Origin of the sequence: Legionella cherrii (genome assembly GCF_900635815.1) — a bacterium.
GTDB classification, from domain to species: domain Bacteria; phylum Pseudomonadota; class Gammaproteobacteria; order Legionellales; family Legionellaceae; genus Legionella; species Legionella cherrii.
Genome location: NZ_LR134173.1, coordinates 2,306,512 through 2,323,379 on the forward strand (window position 1 = coordinate 2,306,512; position 16,868 = coordinate 2,323,379).

Sequence of the window (16,868 nt, forward strand, 5' to 3'; positions counted from 1 at the left end):
AAAATACCTATGGAAAAACAACAGTCAGGAAAAAAATCAAGCGGTTCAAAAAATCATATGCCTAGCTATGTTGTAAAACGGCTTAGCGAGGGTAGTTTTATATTAATTCTAACAAGTGCTCTTTTTGTGCTCTTGTCATTACTCACTTATAAAATCAGTGATCCTGGATTGTCACATGTTTCTCGAGCTGGAACTGTTGTTGCGAATTCGGGTGGGCAAGTAGGTGCTTATATTGCGGATGCACTTTATTTTGTATTCGGATATTTTGCTTATTTGGTACCGATTGCTTTTGTTTATATTTCCTGGGCTCTGTTACACGATTTACGCGCTCTAAATCGTCTAGATAAACGTGTCTTAGTACTTCGTTCCGTTGGCTTAATGCTCATGTTCGCGGGAGGTTGTGGCTTATTAAGCCTTGAGGCAGAAATGAATCAATTGGATTCCATTCATGGTGCAGGGGGATTTATAGGTCAAGCTGTTGGTGGTGGTTGGTACCAAATGCTCAATTTGCATGGAGCAAGTTTAGTTCTACTCGCTATGCTTTTGGTAGGAACTACCTGGTTGACAGGCTTGTCTTGGATAAAAGCAGTGGAGTTGATTGGTTTTTATACTTTATTCGTTATGAATTATATTTCTAAAACAACACACAAGGCACTATCTGTTATTAAATCACGAGTTGAACAATCCAAATCAAACGTGATCCCTAAAGCACCCAAGATACCTCGTGAAAAGCCTGCTCCTAAATTATTTAAGCCCAAAGCAGAAAAAGAGGATCGTGCCGTTGCTCCTCCGCCTGTATTAATTACTCAGGAAGTTAAGCCTGAAATTGTCAAACCCGTCAAAGAAGTAAAAGAAATCCGTATTCCCAAAGTAAGCACCTCAGGTGATTTACCGTCTTTAAGTTTGCTGGATAAAGGCCAACCTGGTAAACCTATGGGTGGATATACTCACCAAGAACTGGAGAATTTATCGCGGGAGGTTGAGCAGCACTTACTCGATTTTGGTATTCAAGCGGGTGTAGTGGCGGTGCATCCGGGGCCAGTCGTAACTCGTTTTGAATTGCAATTAGCTGCAGGTGTCAAAGTGAGCAAACTGACTGCTTTGGCTAAAGATCTTGCGCGCTCTTTATCCGTAGTTTCAGTTCGTGTTGTTGAAGTCATTCCAGGTAAAACGGTAGTGGGTTTGGAGTTACCGAATCATTCACGAGAGACTGTGCGACTATCGGATGTTTTATTGGCGGATGTATACCAGCAGGCCCATTCGCCAATTACTTTGGCTTTAGGCGTGGATATTGCAGGCCACCCTGTAGTTGTTGATTTAGCTAAAATGCCTCATTTGTTGGTCGCCGGGACCACAGGATCTGGTAAGTCAGTTGGTATTAATGCCATGATTTTAAGTATCTTATTTAAGGCAACTCCAGACCAGGTGCGTCTGATTATGGTTGATCCTAAAATGTTGGAGTTATCAGTTTATGATGGCATACCCCATTTATTAACTCCTGTTGTTACCGATATGAAAGAGGCCGCTAGTGCTTTGCGCTGGTGTGTTGAAGAAATGGAGCGTCGTTATCGGTTGATGGCTGCTTTGGGTGTAAGAAATTTGGCTGGTTTTAATACTAAAATCGCAGAAGGCATTGCTAATGGTCAACCTATCGCTAATCCTTTATGGAAACCTGTTGATTCAATGGATGAAACAGCGCCAGAATTAGAACCTTTACCTCATATTGTCGTCGTAATTGATGAGCTTGCTGATATGATGATGGTCGTGGGCAAGAAAGTGGAGCAGTTAATTGCTCGTATTGCTCAAAAAGCTCGCGCTGCCGGAATCCATATGATTCTTGCGACTCAAAGACCTTCTGTAGATGTTTTAACCGGGTTAATTAAATCAAATATTCCAACTCGAATGTCATTCCAAGTTTCATCAAAAATTGATTCTCGTACTATATTAGATCAACAGGGTGCTGAACAATTACTAGGACATGGGGATATGCTCTATTTAGCACCCGGAAGTGGGGCGCCTTTACGAGTTCATGGTGCTTTTGTTGATGATAAAGAAGTACATCGCATTGCGGATGATTGGCGTGCTCGTGGGGAGCCTGACTATATTGATGATATTTTGAAATTAACAGGTGATGGTAATGAGGGCGGTTCTGATGAGGACGGCCAATCTGCCGAGGATGATGATCCTCTTTATGATCAAGCGGTAGAATTCGTTATCCAAACACGGAAGGCCAGTATTTCTGCAGTACAGCGACGACTAAAAATAGGCTATAACCGGGCAGCTCGTATGGTTGAAGAAATGGAGCGAACAGGAATTGTTGGGCCATTAGATGGTGGTTATCGAGATGTCTTAGTATCATCCGTGACGGAGGATTAATTATGAAAAAAATATTAACCGTATTACTTTTAAGTATTTCAACTGCGGTATTTAGTGAAACGCCTGATGTATTGCTGCAGACTAAATTAAATGGAATTCGCTCAATGACTGCCGTGTTTAAACAAGCAGTGAAAGCAAAACAGCGAGTAGTCTCTCGTTCATCAGGAACAATGGCATTACAAAGGCCCGGTCGATTTCGTTGGCAAACGGTGCAACCTATGGCGCAATTAATGGTTGCTGATGGTCAGAAAATTTGGGTATATGATAAAGATTTGGAGCAAGTAACGGTCAAAACGCAACGAAAAGGTTTAGGGGGTACTGCTGCTTTATTCTTAAGTGGTTATGATAATACGGTTACTCGAGATTTTAATGTGACTCAAAGTAATGTGGGCAACGACTTGGTTTTTGATCTAAAATCAAAATCACCTAAAGCTAATTTTCAACGAATCAAACTGGTGTTTCGTCAAAATAACCTAACTGGTTTGGAGTTATATGATCAATTGGGCCAAGTGACTACGGTTCAATTATCACAAATTAAAACAAACCCTAAGTTGGCAGCTAGCTTATTCCAATTCAAAACGCCTAAAGGGGTTGATGTGGTTCAGCAATGAGTTTGTTTAAAACAATGCCTCAACCACCACTAGCAGAGCTTTTAAGACCAAAAAATCTCGACGAAGTGATCGGACAAAGTCATTTATTGGGTGAAGGTAAATCATTGCGACTTAGTTTTGCGAGTAAAAAACTTCACTCAATGATTTTATGGGGACCGCCAGGAGTTGGTAAAACAACAATTGCTCGTATTGCTGCTGAAGCGTTTGATAGTGAATGGATAGCGCTTTCTGCGGTGTTTTCGGGTGTTAAGGATATTCGTGCCGCAGTTGAGAAAGCGCAGGAAAATCTAACTCATGGTAAACACACCACACTGTTCATCGATGAAATTCATCGCTTTAACAAAGCGCAACAAGATGCTCTATTACCTTACACGGAATCGGGTTTAGTCACTTTTATAGGGGCTACAACGGAAAATCCTTCTTTTGAAGTGAATTCTGCTCTGTTGTCACGTGCTCAGGTTTATGTTTTAAAATCTTTGACTGATGACGAATTGAGACAACTGTTTCACAAAGCAAATCAAGTATTTTCATCTCCTATTCAATTCGATGATGATGCGCTGGAAATGCTTATTGGCTTTGCTGATGGTGATGCCCGACGATTATTGAATAGTCTTGAACAATTACATGCCGCATGTACCGCAATGAATAATGTGCATGTCACAAAAGAATTTGTGATGAATGTTTTGGCAGAACAAGTCAGACGTTTTGATAAAGGTGGAGAAAATTTTTACGATCAAATTTCTGCATTACACAAATCAGTACGTGGTTCTAATCCTGATGCTGCTCTTTATTGGCTCTGCCGTATGTTAGATGGGGGTGTGGATCCCCTTTATTTAGCGCGACGTATTGTACGAATGGCTTGGGAAGATATTGGTTTAGCTGATCCTCGAGCGCTCCAAATAGCAAACGATGCTGCTGCAACGTATGAACGATTAGGTTCTCCGGAAGGAGAGCTTGCACTAGGACAGGCTGTCATTTATTTGTCAATCGCTGCAAAAAGTAATGCAGGATATGTTGCTTTTAATCAGGCTATGGATTTTGTAAAACATGATAAATCACGAGAAGTGCCTGTTCATTTGCGAAATGCACCTACACGGTTAATGAAAAAACTAGGGTATGGAAAAAAGTATCGTTATGCCCATGATGAACCGCATGCATATGCCGCCGGAGAAGATTATTTACCTGAAGGAATGGAGGAGCCCGGTTGGTATAAACCGGTACCGCGTGGTTTAGAAATTAAAATTGCAGAGAAACTTGCATTTCTAAAATCGTTGGACGAGAACAATTCAGAGTCATAATCTAGGTGTTGGTTGTTCAGGTACCGCATAGCGAAACCTGACTTTAATAAATCAAAGTCTCTATGTTGTACGAATTTAAACTCAACCAAGTTATTTGTTTCTGCAAAAAATATGGCATTTTACAGTTTAGCTCCAGTCCAATTTACTCCTGAAAAATCAGCACCAACTGATTTTGCTCTATTTAGATTTGCATTGGTTAAGTTGGTATTCTGGAGATAGGCATGGGTCAAATTAGCACCTATCAGTATCGCCGAAGTTAAATTAGTTCCAGAAAGGCCTGTTTTAACTAAATTTTAATAAACTCATTTTTTTATTTACCATTTGTCTTGATGTTATATTTTTTCATATGAATTGCAAAAAATGATTTAATTTTCATCAATAAAAAGAAGAAATATTGCTTGATTAATTGCATGATTTTAAATGTATTTTCATTTTAACTTAAATTTGTTACAGTCTTCTTATTAATTATAATAATTTCATCCAGCATGCATTATTCTAATTACCAAACATGTGCAGTAAGACCACACATACCTCTTTCTGAGTGGGATATTTTATCCAGCCTCCCTACGGCTTTGGTAATTATTAATTCTCAGGGGCGTATCGTATGGCTAAATCCACCAGCTGAGGCAATGCTAGGATATGGATTACTTGATTCTTTATGGTTGGATGTGATTTTACGTGCTTTTGTTCCTCGCGCTGATGACGGCCATGAAGTTTCTCTTGCCGATGGTCGCCGTGTGCATGTAGCCATAGCAACTTTGGACAGTTTACCTGGCATATTAGTGAGTTTAACGGATATAACTGCTACAAGAGATTACGAGAAGGCCAAAGAAAATGAAAAGCGTCTGGTCTCAATTGGTACGATGACTGCGCAGCTCGCACATCAAATCAGGACTCCCTTGGCTTCAGCAATGTTATATACAGAACATTTGAATAATCTTCCTGATTTGGATGTTCGTACCCAAAATTGGATACATCGATTGCAAGAATGCCATACCAGTATTGAGCAGCAAATTCAGGACTTATTATTATTTGCACGAGGCACTACGATCGAGCCAACGCGTATGGATATGAATTATTGGTGTTCGTTACTCGTACAACGCGCTCAACCTTATGTATTGGCGCGTAATGTAACATTCAATGTGAATAATCAGTTAGTTAGTCTCGAATCATTAATCCATGCAGAGTCATTAATTGGTGCTGTTTTAAACTTGGTGATCAATTCATTGCAATCTGATGCAACAGAAATTAATTTAACACTTGCATCTATGGATGATTCAGGTATACAAATATCAGTAGAGGATAATGGTAAGGGAATGACAGAAGAGGTTAAGAGTCAGGCTTTTTCGCCATTTTATACTACGAAAGCTCAAGGAAATGGATTGGGTTTAGCGGTCGTTTATGCAGTAGTAAAAGCACACGGCGGTCGAGTTAGCCTTGAGTCTACAGAAGGAGTCGGTACACAAGTTAATTTGTTTTTGCCGTAATATGTTGAGTCGTCATCCTGAGTATGGTGAGGCGCCCCTGAGTCGATTTTGATTACGATTCAGGGAGCACTTTTTCGCCCCGGGATGATATCCTTTTTATAACACTAGAAAAAGGACTTTTTTATGAGTCATGTTTTAATCGTTGAAGATGATCCAGTATTAAGGGAAGCGCTGGCTGAAACAATGACTATTGCTGGCCATACATATATTACTGCTAAAGATGGCAAGGAAGCTCTAGCACTTCTTGAAATCCATAATCCATCGGTTGTGTTGACGGATATTCGCATGGATGAACTTGACGGAAATCAGCTACTCGCAGAGATTCAAAAAAGAAGACTTGGATTGCCTGTGATTTTAATGACCGCTTATGGATCCGTACAAGATGCAGTGAATGCGCTTCATCATGGGGCAGTAGATTATTTACAAAAGCCATTTAGTGCTCAGCTATTAACTGAAAAAATCAATCAATACATTAAAGTTGAGTTTGATGAGGATACTGGAGAACCCATTGCCAAAGATCCTAAAAGCCAGGCTTTGCTGACTATGGCATTAAAAGTAGCTCAATCGGATGTTGGTGTGATGATTAGTGGAGAAAGTGGGACAGGGAAAGAGGTTTTAGCTCATTTTATTCATGATCATTCACCGCGAAAAAAACAACCCTTTATTGCTATTAATTGTGCTGCAATTCCCGAGCAAATGCTCGAGGCTACTTTATTTGGTTACGAAAAGGGTTCATTTACTGGAGCTTATAAATCAACTCCTGGAAAGTTTGAACAGGCGCAGGGAGGGACCTTGCTTCTTGATGAGGTGAGCGAAATGCCCTTAAGCTTACAAGCGAAACTCCTTCGTGTTTTGCAAGAGAAAGAGGTGGAACGTATCGGTGCCAATAAAACAATTAGTTTGGATGTACGCATACTGGCTACAACCAATAGACAACTAAAGGATGAGGTCAAAGCTGGGCGTTTTAGAGAGGATTTGTTTTATCGTCTGAATGTTTTTCCTTTGCAGTGGCACCCTTTACGTGAAAGAAAAAATGATATTATTCCCTTAGCGAACTATTTAATTCGCAAGCATTGTCATCATAAGCAGCCGGTAGTCCCGGTGATCTGTCCCGCGGCTCAGAAACTGATGTTGGCTTATCCTTGGCCAGGAAATGCGAGAGAATTGGATAACGTAATTCAACGGGCATTAGTATTACAAACCCAAGGTATTATTGAGGCAGAGCATTTACAATTGTCATTGACCACTACCTTGATCCCTGAAACTAGCCCGGCTGCTCAGAGTAAAAATTTACAAATTCATGAGTTTGAATTGATTGAAAAAACTTTATTGGAGAATGAAGGGAACAGACAAAAAGTAGCTGCTTTATTAGGGGTGAGTGAGCGAACATTACGTTATAAACTAGCAAAAATGCGCGAAGAAGGGTATACAGTATAAAAAGTTTTACAGTTTGTAGTCTGGGTGAAGGCACAGCTGGAACTCGGGCTACACAGCAACAGTCTACATGGATAATTAGTAAATAATTATGAGGTATATAGGGATATGAGTGATATTAATACAGTTAACCTGCTAAACCAAATAAAGACAATGTCTGCTAAGGCCGAGGGTGGGATTATTGAAGCGGAGAGTAACCCGCCTTTTGGTACAGTATTTCAAAATGCCTTAAATCAAGTCAACGATTTAAACCAAACTGCAGATGGGTTAAAAACTCGCTTTGAAATGGGTGATCCTAATGTCAGTTTGGGGGATGTAATGATAGCAACCCAAAAGTCCAACTTGGGGCTTGAGGCTACTGTTCGAGTTCGTAACAAAGTGGTGCAAGCATATCAAGACATAATGAATATGCCAGTATAATTAGGAGCTTGATATGGCATTGGCTGATAGTGCATCAACGGTAGCAGCAAAATTTGCAAATCTATCTATTGCCCGACAAATTGGTTTATTAGTAGGTATTGCTGCAAGCATAGCAATTGGTTTAGGGGTAGTGTTATGGTCTCGCGATCCAAATTATGTGCCTTTATACACCCAAATGAATGCGCGTGATGCAGCTGAGGTGGTATCTGCACTGGAACGCAATGGTATTGATTTTAAGATTGACGGAAACAACAGTATGGTTATGGTTGCAGCAGATAACCTGCAAAATGTGCGTCTTAAATTGGCAATGGAAGGATTACCTCGAGAGCCGGTAGGTTCAGAAGAGCTTTTTTCAAGTTCAAACGCGTTTAATAGCAGCCAATTTATGGAAAATGCACGTTATAAACAAGCCTTGGAAGCAGAGTTGGCACGTACTATAAGTAAATTTAATGACATTAAATCAGCCCGAGTCCATCTCGCAATTCCACGTGAGTCTGCTTTTGTCCGTGATGCTCATGAACCCAGTGCTTCTGTATTTCTTGATGTTTATTCTGGCTTGGAGCTTAAAAAACATACAATTGCCGCTATTGTGAATTTAGTTGCATCCAGTATCCCCAATTTATCTGCTAGTCGGGTTACCGTGGTTGATCAAGATGGGCAGTTATTGAATGAAGGCGGTGGACAAACTCTTTTTTCAGATACCGAGCGCTTTTTAGATTACAGACAAAATTTGGAACATCAATATGCGCAAAAGATTCAAGATATTCTAACGCCAATACTGGGTTATGGTCGTGTTAGAGCAAAAGTTTCTGCTGATGTCGACTTTACTAGTTACGAGCAAACACAAGAATTGTTTAATCCCGAACAGCCTTCTTTACGTAGTGAGCAGACTATGGAAGAAAAGCGTAGTTCCTCAAATGATGCGGTAGGTGTCCCAGGGACTTTATCGAATATACCGCAAAATAATCCAGCTCTTGCTCCCAAGAATGCGTCCCCTAAAAATGGACCACCACAAGCGCAAGCAGCATCTGATTCAAATCAATCCACTGATTTACGTACGCAAAGTACCAAAAATTTCGAGTTGGATAAAACAGTGAGTCATACTAAAAATCAGCCAGGAACAATTAAACGACTCTCTGTAGCCGTTTTGGTTGACAATCGAGCAGTCATGGATGAAAAGACTAAAAAGATGACGAAAACACCTTTGACCGCAAAGGAAATAAATCAAATTAAATTACTGGTTGCTGATGCAATTGGGTTAAATGCTCAACGTGGGGACAGTTTGAATGTAATCAATTCTGATTTTGTTAAACCCGATCCCATAGCAGCTATTCCTGAGGAGCGTTTTTGGCAGAAAGAGATTTTCTGGTCCATAGTGAAGCAAGCGGCAGCAGCTGTATTTGTTTTAGCACTAATTTTTGGTGTGTTAAGACCCATGCTGAAGACATTAGCAAGTAACCGAAACGTTGTGAGTGTTGCGAGTGATGAACAGCCTATAGGTGATTTAACCTATGATGGGACAATCTCAATCAAAGATGCAAATGATTATGAATCACAATTAAATTTATTACGTCAAGTTGTTGATAAGGAACCCAAACGGGTAGCACAGGTTGTTAAAAATTGGGTTGATCGGGGGTAGTTATGGATGGAATAGAGCGTGCAGCCATTTTGTTATTAAGTATGGGTGAAAAAAATGCTGCAGAAGTATTAAGACACCTAGAGCCGAGGCAAGTACAAAAGGTTGGTGTCGCAATGACGACACTCAGTAATGTGACTAAGGCTAAAATGGAAAATGTTTTGGTCGAATTTACCAGTGCGATTGGGGAACAGACAAGCTTAACAGTAGATACAGAGCATTATTTACGTACAGTACTCATTGAGGCATTGGGATTAGAAAAAGCGACTCCATTTATCGATCGAATACTTGTATCTGATAAAGACAGTGGACTTAATCGCTTAAAGTGGTTGGATGGCCGGTTAATTGCTGATGTGATTCGTAACGAACACCCGCAGATTATAGCAACCATATTGATTCACTTAGATAGTGAACAAGCAGCTGAAGTAGTACGCTATTTTAGTGTGGAAAAAAGATCAGAAGTTTTATTACGCATGTGCAATATCGATACGGTTAAGCCCGAGGCTATCTCAGAGCTAGGACAAGTCATTGAAAAGCAACTCAGCGGTCAAAAGATCAGTAAAACTGCCTCGGTAGGAGGCATTAAGAGTGTTGCGGATGTGATCAACTATTTCGATGGTGCAATGGAAGAAGAAGTGCTTAATAAAATTAAAGATTGGGACGAGGAGCTTAGCGAAAAAATCCGCGATAAAATGTTCGTATTTGAGAATTTGGTCGATATGGATGATCGAAGTATGCAAACTTTATTGCGTGATGTGACCCCTGAACAATTAAAATTGGCTTTAAAAGGGACTACTGAACTCACTAAAGAAAAAATATTTTCTAATATGTCCAAACGTGCTGCTGACTTATTGCGTGAAGACATTGAGTTACAAGGTCCGGTTAAGGTTGTTGATGTAGAACGTGCTCAACGTGATATATTAGCGATAGCAAAAAGTCTTTCCGAAGAAGGTAAGATTGCACTGGGTTCTAAAGGTGGCGATGAGATGATTTAGTTGTAGCTTGCGAGTCCCTACGTCATCTTGAATGAAGCGAGGGATCTTCATGCTGTGGACGGTGTTAGGAGTGGCCGATCTCTGGTTCACTCAGGATGACGGCACGTTATTGTATGATTTCAGGATGATAAGTATATGTCAGATGAATTTGAACCCTTCTTAAAGAAAAAAGGGAGTGATCAAGGGTTTAGTGCTTGGGAATATGAATCGATTCTCAATAATGAAGCGAAAGTAGAAGTCAATGAGGAAGAGCGTTTTCTCGCTGAATGCGAACGATTAAAAAATGAAGCTATGGAAAAAGGTTATGCCGAGGGAATGCAACGGGCACAGGCTGAAATAGATGAGAAGAGAAAACAGTTTGTGCGTTGGTTTGATATATTAAAAAATCCGGTAAAACTTCTAGATGAACAAGTAACACAAGAAATAATTCAAACAGTAATTTGGTTAAGCAAGCATTGTATTGGGGTTGAGTTATCTGCACATCCTGATCAATTAAAAAATTTACTTCATAACATCAAATCCGAATTACCCTCCGTAAAAGCCTACAAAGTACTTGCCATGCATCCTGAAGATGTGAACTGGGTTCAAAATCAGTTTGGTGTAAAGGACATCGACGGATTACATGAAATTTTAGTAGCAGATCCCGTATTAAGTCGAGGTGATTTTTATCTAAAGGGTGATTATAGTGAATTAGATGGTCGGATACATACTCGTTTAACGACCTTATTTGCCAAATATATAACTGAAGATAATCCTATTGCACCTATTAAAGATCAGGATTGATCGATGAAAATTTACGAGTCTCGTTTGGTTAAAATACTGTCTGAAATTCGCGAAAAAGAGCAATTAGGATTATTGCATTGTGGTCGAATAAGTCGAGCTGTAGGACTCACTCTAGAAGCCAACGGTTTTAATCAGCCTGTTGGCGCACGTTGTTTTATTACTATCGATGAATCACATAGTATTGAGGCGGAAGTAGTTGGCTTTGGAAATGATCGTGTTTATTTGATGTCCATAGGTGCTATCCAGGGTCTCGCTCCAGGTATGATTATTACGCCAACTGGACGTGTTGCTCAAGTTGAAGTAGGAAATCAACTATTAGGACGAGTTGTCAATGGTTCGGGAGTACTTATAGATGGCGGCCCTCATCTTGAGTTAAATGAAACATATCCTTTAATCAGCCCCGCCATTAATCCTTTAAAAAGAGCTGTTATTGATACCCCTTTAGATGTGGGCATACGTGCAATTAATGGATTACTTACGGTAGGACGTGGTCAGCGAATAGGGCTATTTGCCGGATCGGGTGTAGGAAAATCTGTGTTGTTAGGAATGATGACTCGTTTTACCAAAGCAGATGTAATCGTTGTTGGATTGATTGGTGAGCGAGGTAGAGAAGTCAAAGAATTTATTGAAGTAAATTTAGGTCCTGAAGGCTTAAAACGCGCAGTTGTCGTAGCTGCTCCTGCAGATGAAAGTCCTCTGATGCGATTACATGGTGCTAAAGTCGCTACTAGCATTGCGGAGTATTTTCGTGATCAAGGCAAACACGTCTTACTCCTCATGGATTCTTTAACCCGTTTTGCGCAAGCACAAAGGGAAATTGCTCTTTCAATAGGTGAAGCACCGGCAACCAAAGGTTATCCACCATCAGTATTTGCCCAATTACCCAAGCTCGTTGAGCGTGCAGGTAATGGAGAACCAGGAAGTGGTTCGATTACAGCATTTTATACCGTGTTAACTGAAGGGGATGATTTACAAGATCCTATTGCGGATGCCGCGCGCGCTATTTTGGATGGGCATATCGTTTTAAGTCGATCTATTGCTGAAGAAGGACAATATCCTGCAATTGATTTGGAAGCTTCTATTAGTCGAGTAATGCAAGCTATAGTATCTGAGCAGCAGATGGCTGATATGTTATTATTTAAAAAGAACTTATCACTTTATGAAAAGAATAAAGATTTCATTTTGCTTGGTGCTTATACCAAAGGAAGTGATCCAAATCTTGATAAGGCCATTCAAGCCAGAGATAAAATTCGAGAATATATGGAACAAGGCATAAATGAGCGCTTTGATTTCAAGGAAAGTATCGATATGTTATCCCATTTAGCCTCCTCTTTTGGAGTTAAAGGATGAGTCAGCGACTAGAGCGGTTAAAACAACTTCTGCAAATTAAAAAGGACGCAACTCATGCAGCCTACCAGGATCTTTTAAAAGCCCAAGAACAATTTAAACAGAATAAAATGAAACATGAGCAACTAGTGAATTATCGACAGGATTATTTAAAGCAAGTTGAGAAAATTGGTGAACAAGGAACGGTGATTGCTCGACTACGTAATCGCATCGATTTTATTAGCCATTTGGATACAGCTTTAATACAATTGAATGCGCATTTAGCTTATTTAGGAAAGGTTCGGGCTAAGGCTGAACTGAATTATAAACAAGCGAAAATTTCTGAAGAAGGAGTCAGTCACTTGGTAGAGCGGGTTAATAAGAGCGAACAGATTAAATTACAGCGCATTGAGCAAAAAGAAAATGATGAGTATGCTCAAAAGCAATGGTATAGTAAAAACATCAATGAGTAATCGAACACGTACCGTGAACAAAGTACTTAAAAGAATTTGGATGTTTATAGCTGTCCTCATTATTTTTATGGCTGTATTATCCAGTATATTCCGTTCTCTAACGCCCTGGGCAAAAGAATATAAAAGGGATGTAGAACATCATTTATCCATTTTAATAGGACAACCTGTAACCATTCAAACAATGGAAACAGGATGGTACTGGTTCCAACCCGTGCTTAAATTGAATCAGGTCACTTTGGGTGACGATTCCTCACATAATTTTCGTATCAATAAATTGCTAGTAGGAATTAACTTATTTAAATCCTTATGGAGTTGGCAGATACAACCTGGGGTTCTTTATATTGATGATATGCATCTCAATTTGAGAGAAATAGATCATCATTGGTCTATCGATGGTGTGACTACAGACTCAATCAATAGCAGTGATATGACTCCAGAGAAAACCAAACAAATTTTAATCTGGCTATCACAGCAAGAACATTTAATTATCAGACGTGTTTCCGCTTATTTTCATTTTAGTGACGGGGGATTGATTCCGGTTAATGGTTTAAACATATCAGTAGCAAATAGTAGTGGACATTATAAGTTTAAGGGTGAGGCACGACTTGAACAAACAAGCAGCACTGATTTTCAACTCTTAGGTGATGGATACTTCGACCCTGAGCACTTTGAGGATATTGAAGGACAGTTTTATTTTTCTGCCAAAAATATAGTACCTGCTCAGTGGCAAAGTCTATTTCCGAAAGCCACACAACATTTAGAAGGAGGTAAGGGCAATATTAATTTATGGCTTGATGTGCATCATGGTGCAGTTTCTTCAATACAAGCACAGGTATCCTTTAAGCGACTTGCTTGGAGGCTTTTGAATAATCAACAAAGCCAGCTTATTCAATCATTCTTTGCTAATCTCTCTTGGAAACCTGATAATGCGGGTTGGCAGCTTCATATTGATCCAATCAAATTACGTATTGGTGGCGTGACTTGGCCGGAGAATCAATTATTAGTTAAATACAATAGGGAACAACAAAGTTATCTATTTTATGTAAAATCACTCATTATTGAATCATTGTTGTCCAATGCCATTAACTGGCCGAAAAGCATCCAGAGTTTACTGGACATGAAACCACAGGGAGTCTTAAAAGATACTCAGGTCCTCATAACATTAAATGATAATGTTTCAGTTATTCCGCCTATTCCATTTTTTAGTACGGTTGCAAATGAGCACTCACAATCAGAATCCTCAACCTCTCAGGCTGCAAATCAAAATAATATTAATATAATGCAAAAAAGCAAAAGCATGTTTTCCATTAATGACTATTCAATGAATTATTTTTTAACACGATTTGAGAAGATAGGATGGGATGCTAAAGACAATATTCCCCAAGTAAAAAATCTTTCGGGAGTAATTAATTGGCAACCTGATCAGGGACGTTTAGAGCTTGATTCCGAAAACACATCAATTAAAGTTAAGGGGTATCCTGAGCAAACATTGACCATACTCAATGGCGCCCTTGACTGGAAAGAATTAAGTGATGGCATACGAATTAGTATGGAACGATTTGTAATCAACCAACCTGAGTTGACATTAAGTATGCAAGGCGCCGTCGATCAAGTGACTCGCCATTCTGTCGGTCATATTCGTTTTGGTGCGGAGTTTGCTGGCAAAAATTGGCAGCAATGGACCGTGTTTCTACCTAAAAAATACATGAAACCCAAATTGTATCTCTGGCTCAAAAATGATGTGAAACGCATTGCAAATGCTAGTGGAAAAGTGAGAGTTAATGGTTTAGCAAAAGATTTTCCCTTTGATGACAATACAGGCGAATTCGTGATAGAGAGCTATGCGAGCGGGGGGAGATTGCAATTAACTCCCAATGGAAGGTTGTAAAAGAGATTGATGGATATATTCATTTAAGAAATCGTAACCTAAATATTGATATAGTCCATGCTAATTTTCAGGGGGTACCTACAAAAGATATGCACTTACGCATTGCTGATATAGGTAAGAATAAAGAAAATTTATTGGTAAATGGCACAATTGATTCATCAGTTCAAAAGATGATGAATTATGTTTTAGCTTCCCCACTGAAGCACAAGTTATCTCTTTTAAAAATGCTTTCGATCAAAGGTTCAGCCTTACTTAATTTAAGTGTACTCGTTCCTTTATATCCAGAAAATGATGAGGTGCTTGCTAAGGGAAATGTAACATTTAAAAAAAATACGATAATGGTCAATTATGAGTTAGCTCAATTTGCTGTACGAAATTTATCGGGTCATTTGATGTTTAATGAAACTGGAGTAACGGATAGTTACTTGTTCGCTGATATCTTGGGGCACCCAATGAATATCAAAATACAATCAGTTAAACTGCCCAATCCTGCGACAACGATTGCTATTAATGGAAAGTGTTCTGTTGACTCCTTAAAAAGTCAATTTAAATTGCCCTTATTCGATTTAGTGGCTGGTTCCTTCGATGCGAATGCTTTATTAAAGTTAAGTGATAAACCTACAGAGGCGGATAGTATTAGTTTTACTAGTTCTTTGGAGGGACTCGATGTTAACTTACCCGCACCTTTAGGTAAAAAATCAGATGCAAAAGTACCCTTAGAGTTAAACCTTGAACTCAAGGCGAAAAAATTAATTCGTGTTCGCGGTCATTATGAAAAACGTTTAAGTTCTGATTTATTGTTTAAAAATTCCAAGGAAGGTTATGCATTTGATTCTGGGCAATTGCGATTAGGTAGTGAAAATGCTGTAAATCAGAATTTACCTGGACTTTCTGTTGTAGGTACTTTACAAGGATTTGATTTAGAAGAATGGAAAGAAGTATACAATCAATTTTCTTCAACAAAAAACAACAGCTCTATCTTATCTAATTTGCGAATTATCAATGTAACTATAGAGAAATTCGGTTTTTTGAAGCAACAATTTAATAATATGGTTGTTAAAGCAAAAATATTACCTAATAATGATTGGTCTTTTAATTTACAACAAAAAAATATTGCAGCGGATTTAATTTATCATCCACCGGCAAATGAATTAAGCGGCCATGTTCGTTATTTACATTTGGATAAAATTGATACTGCAGGTGATGATCGTGCTGAAGCGACCGAACTTCATCCGAATCAAATACCAAACCTTAATTTACGCATTGACAATTTATCTGTGGGGAAAGTGCAAGTTGGTGATTTAACTTTAAAAAGCCAATCGACAGCTGAAAAATGGAAAATGGAATATTGTCAAATAAATTCTCCGGTATATCAGTTAAATGCTCAGGGTGAATGGACTCAAAAAGAGAATTTAAATCAGACTAATCTTGATATAAAACTGAATATTACTAATTTAGCTAAAACTTTAGAACGTTGGAATGTAACACCAGCTGTGCATGCCAAAAAAGGATATATGGAGTTTCATGGTGGTTGGAAAAATAGTTTGTATCAATTTTCTCTTGCTTCTCTAAAAGGAACTATGTATTTACAACTTAAAAATGGAAGAATTACTCATTTAAGCAAGGAGACCGAAGAAAAATTAGATTTGGGTAAATTACTAAGTATCCTCAGCTTGCAGACTATACCCCGTCGCTTGCAACTGGATTTTAGTGATTTAGCTCATCAGGGATATAGTTTTGATATTTTTCAAGGAACTTTCGTTGTGGATAAAGGAATTATGGGGACACAAGACAGCTATCTTGATGGTCCTGTTGCTTATGCAGGCATGAAAGGAGATCTTGATTTGGTCAAACATACTTATGATCTGAATTTGAAAATATCGCCACACATCACCGCAAGCTTGCCTGTTGTGGCGACTATTGCGGGTGGTCCAGTAGCAGGTGTTGCTGCTTGGGTGGCGAATAAAATTATTAATCAAGGTATGCAAAAAATTTCTGGATACAGTTATAAAATTTCAGGGCCATGGAATGAGCCTGTTGTGCAACAACTTAATATTGTAAAGAAATTAATAAAAAAGGAAGAGCAGAGCTGAGAAACCGTAGCCCGGATTAGCGCAGTGTTATCCAGGTTTATATGCAAA

At 39.1% G+C, this 16,868-nt stretch carries 11 protein-coding genes and 2 pseudogenes; 12 read left to right on the plus strand and 1 reads right to left on the minus strand.

The features are described 5' to 3' along the window. Positions 1-9 precede the first annotated feature (9 nt). The 3 genes from EL022_RS09730 to EL022_RS09740 are packed head-to-tail and all read left to right on the plus strand — an operon-like array spanning position 10 to position 4,285. On the plus strand, positions 10-2,376 hold the full coding sequence (locus tag EL022_RS09730; RefSeq protein WP_028381862.1) for a DNA translocase FtsK: 2,367 nt from the start codon (positions 10-12) through the stop codon (positions 2,374-2,376). Between the two features lie 2 nt (positions 2,377-2,378). Then, positions 2,379-2,987 carry an outer membrane lipoprotein periplasmic chaperone LolA gene (gene lolA / locus EL022_RS09735; RefSeq protein WP_028381861.1) on the plus strand — a complete coding sequence of 203 codons (609 nt, stop codon included), beginning with the start codon at positions 2,379-2,381 and terminating at the stop codon, positions 2,985-2,987. Next, entirely contained in the window at positions 2,984-4,285 is a 1,302-nt protein-coding gene (locus tag EL022_RS09740; protein ID WP_028381860.1) for a replication-associated recombination protein A, read from the plus strand. Before lolA ends, EL022_RS09740 begins: the two co-directional genes overlap by 4 nt. Before the next feature lie 119 nt (positions 4,286-4,404). Here the strand turns inward: EL022_RS09740 and EL022_RS16775 are convergent. Beyond that, a pseudogene (locus EL022_RS16775) lies at positions 4,405-4,548 on the minus strand (pentapeptide repeat-containing protein); the annotation flags it as partial. Between the two features lie 222 nt (positions 4,549-4,770). Here EL022_RS16775 and EL022_RS09750 point away from each other — a divergent pair. The 9 genes and pseudogenes from EL022_RS09750 to EL022_RS16705 all read left to right on the plus strand — a co-directional run bounded on the left by EL022_RS09750 (position 4,771) and on the right by EL022_RS16705 (position 16,820). Beyond that, positions 4,771-5,772: a sensor histidine kinase gene (locus EL022_RS09750; protein WP_028381859.1), complete on the plus strand. Its 1,002-nt coding sequence runs from the start codon at positions 4,771-4,773 to the stop codon at positions 5,770-5,772. Positions 5,773-5,895: 123 nt separating this feature from the next. Then, the gene (locus EL022_RS09755; protein WP_028381858.1) at positions 5,896-7,209 is read left to right on the plus strand and encodes a sigma-54-dependent transcriptional regulator; all 1,314 of its coding nucleotides are present in this window, start codon (positions 5,896-5,898) and stop codon (positions 7,207-7,209) included. Between the two features lie 105 nt (positions 7,210-7,314). Then, positions 7,315-7,626, plus strand: a complete 312-nt coding sequence (gene fliE / locus EL022_RS09760) for a flagellar hook-basal body complex protein FliE (protein WP_028381857.1) — start codon at positions 7,315-7,317, stop codon at positions 7,624-7,626. A gap of 13 nt (positions 7,627-7,639) precedes the next feature. Then, positions 7,640-9,265 carry a flagellar basal-body MS-ring/collar protein FliF gene (gene fliF / locus EL022_RS09765; protein ID WP_028381856.1) on the plus strand — a complete coding sequence of 542 codons (1,626 nt, stop codon included), beginning with the start codon at positions 7,640-7,642 and terminating at the stop codon, positions 9,263-9,265. A 2-nt stretch (positions 9,266-9,267) separates the two neighbouring features. Beyond that, complete coding sequence (gene fliG, locus EL022_RS09770; protein ID WP_028381855.1) at positions 9,268-10,257, plus strand: flagellar motor switch protein FliG; 990 nt, start codon at positions 9,268-9,270, stop codon at positions 10,255-10,257. A gap of 135 nt (positions 10,258-10,392) precedes the next feature. Beyond that, positions 10,393-11,040, plus strand: a complete 648-nt coding sequence (locus tag EL022_RS09775; protein ID WP_028381854.1) for a flagellar assembly protein FliH — start codon at positions 10,393-10,395, stop codon at positions 11,038-11,040. Positions 11,041-11,043: 3 nt separating this feature from the next. Continuing rightward, positions 11,044-12,390: a flagellar protein export ATPase FliI gene (gene fliI / locus EL022_RS09780; RefSeq protein WP_028381853.1), complete on the plus strand. Its 1,347-nt coding sequence runs from the start codon at positions 11,044-11,046 to the stop codon at positions 12,388-12,390. Then, positions 12,387-12,839, plus strand: a complete 453-nt coding sequence (gene fliJ, locus EL022_RS09785; RefSeq protein ID WP_028381852.1) for a flagellar export protein FliJ — start codon at positions 12,387-12,389, stop codon at positions 12,837-12,839. The genes fliI and fliJ overlap by 4 nt, the downstream gene beginning before the upstream one ends. Beyond that, positions 12,832-16,820 (plus strand): annotated as a pseudogene (locus EL022_RS16705) (YhdP family protein). Before fliJ ends, EL022_RS16705 begins: the two are co-directional and overlap by 8 nt. Positions 16,821-16,868: the final 48 nt, after the last annotated feature.

Bases quoted from the DNA above. Each gene is read 5' to 3' on its own strand.
- fliF (WP_028381856.1), top strand. From the start codon at position 7,640: ATGGCATTGGCTGATAGTGCATCAACGGTAGCAGCAAAATTTGCAAAT.
- fliI (WP_028381853.1), top strand. From the start codon at position 11,044: ATGAAAATTTACGAGTCTCGTTTGGTTAAAATACTGTCTGAAATTCGC.
- EL022_RS09750 (WP_028381859.1), top strand. From the start codon at position 4,771: ATGCATTATTCTAATTACCAAACATGTGCAGTAAGACCACACATACCT.
- fliJ (WP_028381852.1), top strand. From the start codon at position 12,387: ATGAGTCAGCGACTAGAGCGGTTAAAACAACTTCTGCAAATTAAAAAG.
- EL022_RS09730 (WP_028381862.1), top strand. From the start codon at position 10: ATGGAAAAACAACAGTCAGGAAAAAAATCAAGCGGTTCAAAAAATCAT.
- EL022_RS09775 (WP_028381854.1), top strand. From the start codon at position 10,393: ATGTCAGATGAATTTGAACCCTTCTTAAAGAAAAAAGGGAGTGATCAA.
- EL022_RS09755 (WP_028381858.1), top strand. From the start codon at position 5,896: ATGAGTCATGTTTTAATCGTTGAAGATGATCCAGTATTAAGGGAAGCG.
- fliE (WP_028381857.1), top strand. From the start codon at position 7,315: ATGAGTGATATTAATACAGTTAACCTGCTAAACCAAATAAAGACAATG.
- EL022_RS09740 (WP_028381860.1), top strand. From the start codon at position 2,984: ATGAGTTTGTTTAAAACAATGCCTCAACCACCACTAGCAGAGCTTTTA.
- lolA (WP_028381861.1), top strand. From the start codon at position 2,379: ATGAAAAAAATATTAACCGTATTACTTTTAAGTATTTCAACTGCGGTA.
- fliG (WP_028381855.1), top strand. From the start codon at position 9,268: ATGGATGGAATAGAGCGTGCAGCCATTTTGTTATTAAGTATGGGTGAA.